The 7,185-nt window shown below is 60.9% G+C and carries 2 protein-coding genes; one reads left to right on the top strand and one right to left on the bottom strand.

All coding sequences use genetic code 11. The features are described from left to right. The first annotated feature begins 343 nt into the window (after positions 1-343). Entirely contained in the window at positions 344-2,824 is a 2,481-nt protein-coding gene (locus ACCC96_RS09060) for a TonB-dependent siderophore receptor (protein WP_413695616.1), read from the top strand. 158 nt (positions 2,825-2,982) lie between these two features. On the opposite strand, the gene ACCC96_RS09055 is transcribed toward ACCC96_RS09060, so the two are convergent. After that, complete coding sequence (locus tag ACCC96_RS09055) at positions 2,983-7,158, bottom strand: amino acid adenylation domain-containing protein (protein ID WP_413695615.1); 4,176 nt, start codon at positions 7,156-7,158, stop codon at positions 2,983-2,985. Between the last annotated feature and the right edge of the window lie 27 nt (positions 7,159-7,185).

Below are 7,185 nucleotides of genomic sequence, written 5' to 3'. Positions count from 1 at the left end.
AGTAGCAGGAAAAAAGGCCGACGCCCAACGCGTCGGCCTTTTTTTTGAATTTTTTCGCAAATGATAAATAAACTCATTCCGGTTTTTGCGTGGTGCTGCGTCTTACCTACGTAAGCAGATAAATCGAGCCGGGCAGGGTAGCCACAGGGTTCAGTTTTTCCCAGCCGTACACATTTTTACCGCTGCCCGGACAAACGATCGTGCCCGGGGAGGGGCCGGTCATCGACTTGCGACGTGTTGCCCGAGATGGCAGCCGATCCAGGCGGTTCACAGGTCCAGGCAGCGGCAGGGCACTCGGTTGCCCATGGATCCTATCCATTTCAACTAAAAAATAGAGAGCACGATGTCAGCAATTCATGAGTTGAAACCTCTGTTCAAGGCTTTGGTCATTGCCCGAACCCTGCGCTCGCGTCGCTCGTTGGCCGGCCTGGGCATGGCTTGCCTGCTGCCGCTCAGCGCGCAGGTCCACGCCGAAGACTTCACCCTCGATATTCCTGCCCAGCCTTTGCCCCAGGCGCTGCAGGCGTTTGGTACGCAGACCAATCAGCAGGTGATCTACAGCGCCGATGACATGGCCGGCCTGCGCAGCACACGCGTCAGCGGCAAGTTGAGCAGCGAAGCGGCGATTGCCCAATTGCTCAAGGGCACGGGCGTGCACTACAGCTTTGAAGGCAACACGCTGATGGTGGTACGCGGCAGTTCGACCGAGGGTCTGGAACTGGGCGCCACCACCATCAACGCGCAACAGGTGGGCGCGACCACCGAAGGCTCGAATTCCTACACCTCGAATGCCGTGACCATCGGCAAGGGCACCCACACCCTCAAGGAAATTCCGCAGTCGGTCACGGTGATGACCCGCAAGCAAATGGATGATCAGGATATCGTCGATCTCAAGGACGCGGCCAACAAGACCACCGGACTGGTTGGTGCCCAAGGCGTTGGCAGAGGTTTGATCCTCTCTTCGCGCGGTTTCCAGATCGATGACTGGCAGTACGACGGTGTGCCGATCCCGCGCAACACTTACGCGCTGGGCAACTGGGCCACGCAGGACTTGATTTTCTTCGACCGCATGGAAGTGCTGCGCGGTGCGTCGGGCTTGCTGCAAGGCACCGGCAGCCCGGGTGGCGCGGTCAATCTGGTGCGCAAGCGCGGTCAGGCCACACCGACCGTGACCCTGACTGGCAAGGCTGGCTCCTGGGATCACTACGGTCTGCAACTGGACGCCGGCGGGCCGTTGAACCAGAACGGCACCATTCGTGGACGCTTCGTGGCCGACCAGGACGACACCCACACATTCGTTGATTCCGAATGGTACAAGACCACCTCGCTGTACGGCGCGCTGGACTTCGATCTGAGCGATGCCACTACCGTGGGCGTGGCGATCAGCCAGTCCGACGGCGAATCGCGCTCGAATGTCCGCGGCTTCCCGCGTTACTCCGACAGTAAACCCATCGACCTGCCGCGCAGCACGTACACCGGGGCGAAGTGGAACCATTCGGATATCGACGTCACCACGCTCTACACCGATCTGGAACACCGTTTCAACGACGACTGGGCCTTCAAGATCGGCGCCGTGCGCATGACGGAAACCAACAAGGCGAAGAACCAGCGGGTGCAATCCACCGGCGATGGCATCAATCCCGATGGCAGCGGCGTGCAATACGCTGACTTCGTGACGGACATGGACTCCACCAAAGTCGCTCTGGACATGAACCTCACCGGCAAGTTCGAAGCCTTGTCCATGCCGCAGGAAATCATGGTGGGCGGCAACTATTCCAAATACACCTCGGACGACAAATACGCCCGAACCTTCAATGACAGCTCCGACAATATCTTCGACATTGATCACAACCGTCCGGAGATCAGCTACGAAGGCTTGATCAATAGCCCCGGTGGTCGTGGGACTCCCAGCCAATACGACATCCGCCAGAAAGGTCTGTACGGCAGCTGGCGGGTCAAGCCTGTTGAAGACCTGACCCTGGTGCTCGGCTCGCGCGTCAGTTGGTACGACTACAATTACAAGTCTTCGACCCAGACCGCGAGCGGCATTACAGAAGATCCAAAAAGTACCGCCACCGAAACCGGGGAAGTCACGCCCTATGCCGGTATCGTCTATGACCTGAGCCGCGAATGGGCGGTCTACGCCAGTTACACCGACGTATATACACCGCAGACCGAACGCGATACCGCCGGCGCGGTACTCAAACCGATTGTCGGCAGTAACTACGAGATTGGTCTCAAGGGCGAGTTGATGGATGGCCGGATCAATACCTCCGTGGCCCTGTTCCGTTACGACCAGGAAAACCGTGCCGTTCTCGATACGCAGGGTGCGCAAACCTGCGACGGTTGGTTCTGCTCGACGGCATCGGGCAAAGTGCGCAGCCAGGGTCTGGACGCCGAAATCAGCGGCGAAGTGATCGACAATCTGCAACTGTTTGCCGGCTACACCTACAACACCACGAAATACCTCGACGACCCTGACAACGAAGGCAAAATCTTCAGCTGGTGGACGCCTAAACACATGCTGCGTGTGTGGGGCAATTATCAGCTGAGCGGCGACTGGAGTCGTGTGAGTACTGGTCTGGGCTTTACCGCACAAACCCACACGGTAGGTTTCGACCACTCCGTCAATGTTCCGGGTTACACCGTGTGGAATGCCCGTGTCGGTTACCAGCTCACCCCTGAAATCGAGCTGGCGATGAACGCCAACAACCTGTTTGACAAGACCTACTTCGCAGCGGCCTACAACCAGATCAACGGCAACAACAACTACGGTGATCCACGCAACGTGATGTTCAGCGTGAAATACACACCGGAGTTCTGAGTCCTTTGCACTAGCGTCAAAGTCCCGTCCCGCGCCCTTTTACCAGGGGCGCGGGCTAATCTTGTAGCAGCTGCTACGGGAGCTGCTACGGCATTATCTGAAGCACAAACGAAAACGCAGAAGCCATGGCTTCTGCGTTTTTTTTTGCCGTCGCTCGGTCAGCTACATGACTCGCCCTGGCAACCGAGGAACACTTCGGTAAACGACTCCAGTAGCGACTCGCTGTAGATCATGCTGCGGTGCGGCAGTGGTGAGTGGATCGAGGTGTGCAATTGGCCTGTCACGTTGTGGGCCCTGAGCAGTTGTTCCGAATACAGCACTTGCTCCAGGGTTTTATGCGACAGCGACCACCAGCAACTGGCCTTGACCTTGAGCAGCGGCAGCGAGAAGGCATTGAACGCGTCCACCAGGCGATCGTGAATCGCATAGGCCTGGGCATTCATGATTTCCTGCTTGATGCCCTCTAGGGTCGCGATCATCTCTTGCTCGCCGGTGGCCGTCTGTTCACTGGCCCAGCGATAGAAACCCTTGAGGTCGGCCGTCGGGTTCCGGGCGATGAAGCTCGCCGCCGCCGGTTCCAGATGCGCGAACATCAGGTTGAATACTTCCAGTGCCGCCAGCAGTTCGTTTTCCACGCTGAGGTGGTTCGGGTTGTCTTCTTCCAGAGGCTTGCGCGGCAGATCCGCGGGCAAGGCATGTTCGGGCAATGTGCTGTCGACGAGGCCGAGGAAGGTCACTTCCTTGCCCTGGCGCTCCAGGTGGGTGGCGACGTCCATGGCAATCGCGCCCCCCAATGACCAGCCCATCAATCGGTAGGGGCCGTGGGGCTGCTTCTCGACGATCTGTGCGCTGTAGTCGCCAATCATCTCGGCCCATGTCTGAGCGTTCGAGTCTTTGTCGGCAAAGCCCTTGTGCATCACGCCGAAGGTCCGGGCATGGGCACTGAGTTTTTTCGCCAGCGGCTGATAACAGAACACGATACCGCCGCTGGGGTGCAGGCAGAACAGTGGTGGTGCCGACGCTGTCGAGGCATTGAGTTCGACCACGCATTGCACATGCTGCTGATGCTCCCGTGCGATGAATCTGGCCAGTGCCTGGACATTGGGGTGAGCCAGCATGTGTTGCAGCGCCAGTTTGATACCCAGGCGCGCGTTAAGGGTCGAGATGAATTGAATGGCCAGAATCGAGTGGCCACCGAGTTCGAAAAAGTTGTCGTCCAGGCTGACACGCTCGACCTGCAACGCTTCTTGCCAGAGTTCGACGAGCGCCTTTTCCAGGGGCGTTTCGGCAGCAACGAAGTGCCGCTGTGTCTGGCTGAGGTCGGGCTGCGGCAGGGCCTTGCGGTCGAGCTTGCCGTTGGGGCTCAACGGCATGGCGGCCAGTACCAGCAGATGGCTGGGCACCATGTAGTCCGGCAGATTGGCCTTGAGCTCAGTCTTGAGGGTTTCGCGCAGGTCGAGTTGTTGCTGCTCGCTCAGCGAGTCGCTTTGGGCCACGACATAGCCGACCAGTTGCAAACCCACCGCGCCTTCCCGGGCAACCACCAACGCCTCGCGGACCTGCGGCGATTGCAGCAGGCATGACTCGATTTCCCCGAGTTCGATGCGGAAGCCGCGAATCTTCACCTGGTGATCCAGCCGGCCTGCATACTCGATCACACCATCGGCGCGGTAGCGCGCCAGATCGCCGGTGCGGTAGAGACGACCGCCGCCCTGAACATCGAACGGGTCGGGGATGAAACGTTCGGCCGTGAGCTCAGGTCGCTTGAAGTAGCCGCGTGCGAGCAGGTCGCCGGCAATCACCAGTTCACCGACGACACCCACCGGCACTGGCTGGCCGCCGGCATCGAGCAGGTAAATCGCCCGTCCGGCCAGAGGCTGGCCGATCGGCATGCTTTTGGGCAGGGCGATTTGCCCTGTCACGTAGTCGCTGCAATCCAGCACCGTGGCGCTGACGGTCGTTTCCGTCGGCCCGTAGGTGTTCAGCAGCTTCACGTGCCCGAGGCCGGCCTTGCCCCAGGCCGCCACGCCCTCCGGTGGCATCGCTTCGCCACCGACGATCACTTGCCGCAGTGCACCGTAGTCGCGCTGCCCGGCGGCGGCGAAGTCCTTGGCCAGCATGTTCCAGTAGGTGGTGGTCAGGTCGCTGACGCTGAACTGTTTGTCGAGCAGTTCGCGGTACCAGGTTTCACTGTCCCAGATATCCGGCCCGCGCAGCACCACCGAGGCGCCACAGATCAACGCCGGGTAAAGCTGCTCGACAAAGGCATCGAAGTTGAACGTGGCGAACTGCAGGGACCGGTCCTGTGCGCTCAGGCCGAGAAACTCCAGCGCCACCTGAGCGTGACGGGTCAACGCCGCCTGGGTGATGCCGACCCCTTTGGGGCGACCGGTAGAGCCGGACGTGAACATCACATAGGCGAGGTTTTGGCCGGTGGTGCGGCAGGGCGGGTCAAGTGCGGGCAGCGTCCCCCGGACATCGATGTCGTCGACGCAGCGTCGCTGGACGCCGGGCATCGAGGGCAGCCGATCCAGCAGCGAACGCTGGCTCAGCAACACGCTCAGGCCACTGTCTTCAATCATCCAGGCCAAGCGTTCCTGCGGATAATCGGGGTCCAGTGGCACATAAGCGCCGCCGGCCTTGAGCACCGCCAACAGGCTAATGATCATCTGCGCCGAACGCTCCACGGCAATGCCCACCAGCACCTCGGGGCCGACCCCGCATTCAATCAGGGTGTGGGCCAGGCCGTTGGCCGCATGGTTGAGCTGCGCATAACTGAGCTCAAGGTCGTTGAAGATCAGGGCCACCGAGTCGGGGGTTGCCAGCGCCTGGCGTTCGAACAATTGATGCACGCAGTCCTCGGGTTGGGCCGACACGGGCGGGTTCCACTGCTGCAACTGCACCTGTCGCTCATCCTCGCCCAGCAACGGCAGTTCGCCGAGCGCGCGATCAGGATCATCGACCAGTGCCTGTAGCAGATTCTGCCAGTGCCGGGCCAGACGCTCGATGGTTACAGGGGTGTAGAGATCGCGGCTGTATTCCAGGCTCGCTGCCACGCCGTGTGGCGAGTACGTGACGTCCAGTGACACATCGAATTTGGCCTGGCTCGACCCCGCGTCAAGGAACTCCAGCGTCAGTCCGTCCAGATCGATGTGCGCCGGCTCTGCGCTGTCGGCACGCCAGTTGAACAGCACCTGGAACAGCGGATTGGCTTGCGCGCTGGCCTGCAATTGCAGGGCATCGAAACTCAACTCCAGCGGGTAATCCGCATGGTCCAGCGCCGCCAGGGATTCACGGCGCAGGCGCTGCAGGAAATCGCTGCCGGACAGCAACGGATCGAGGCGTACGCGATACACCTGACTGCTGACAAAGAAGCCGACCAGCGCTTGGGTTTCGCTGCGATTACGCGTGGCATTCGGCACGCCGACGGTAAAGTCCTGCTGACCGCTGTAGCGGCTCAACAACAGTTGCCAGGCCCCGAGCGCGACTACGAACGGCGTCAGGCCCTGTTGCAGGCAGAAGCGGTTCAGGTCAGCCGAAAGTGACCCCGGCAGTTCGAAATCATGCTTGCCGGCCGGATGGCGGTGTTGCGCGCTGCGGGGGAAATCCACCGGCATATCCAGGGTCGGCAACGGAGTGCCCAGGTAGTTTTGCCAGTAGTCGGCGCTGTTGGCGCAGGTCGCGCTATGCAGGTAGTCACCGCGTTGCCAGGTGGCGTAGTCGGCGTATTGAATCGCCGGACGTGGCAGCGGCGGGGCGTCTGCGTCGCGGGCCTCGGCGAAGGCACGGTTCAGGTCCTGCATCAGGATCGCGTTGGACCAGGCATCGGAGACGATGTGGTGCATGTTCATCAGCAACAGCTGTTCTTCGGTGCCGACCTTGAGCAAGGTCGCGCGCATCAGCGGTGCCTGGCGCAGGTCGAACGGCGTGCCCGCCTGGGCCTCGATACGTAGCGCGATCCGGTTGGCGCGGGCCTCGTCCGACAGGCCTGACAGGTCTTCATGGCCGAGCACCAGTGTTGCCTGCGCATCGACCACCTGCATGGCGCAACCATCGATTTCGACGAAGGCACTGCGCAAAATATCGTGACGCTCAAGTACCTTGTTCAGGGCTGTTTCCAGCCGCCGGGGTGCCAGGGGGCCGGTGATGCGCATGACACGGGGCAGGTTGTAGGCGGCGTTGTCCGGTGACAGTTGCTGGAGAAACCACAGCCGCTGCTGGGCGAAAGACAGCGGCGCCGGGCGCTGGTTGACGCGGGCGGTTATCCCTTGGGGGTGATCACCGGCATCGGCCAGCAACAGCGCCAGTACATCATCATCGATCAAGTCGTTCATCGGGGCTCTCGTAGTCGGCGGTGGATC

Origin of the sequence: Pseudomonas sp. Pseusp11, from assembly GCF_047304405.1 — a bacterium.
Lineage (GTDB): Bacteria > Pseudomonadota > Gammaproteobacteria > Pseudomonadales > Pseudomonadaceae > Aquipseudomonas.
Note: the sequence above shows the minus strand (reverse complement) of the source record. Positions and strands in the feature narration are given on the sequence as shown.

Excerpts from the sequence above, each read along its gene's own strand:
- ACCC96_RS09060 (WP_413695616.1), top strand. The coding sequence starts at position 344 with ATGTCAGCAATTCATGAGTTGAAACCTCTGTTCAAGGCTTTGGTCATT.
- ACCC96_RS09055 (WP_413695615.1), bottom strand. The coding sequence starts at position 7,158 with ATGAACGACTTGATCGATGATGATGTACTGGCGCTGTTGCTGGCCGAT.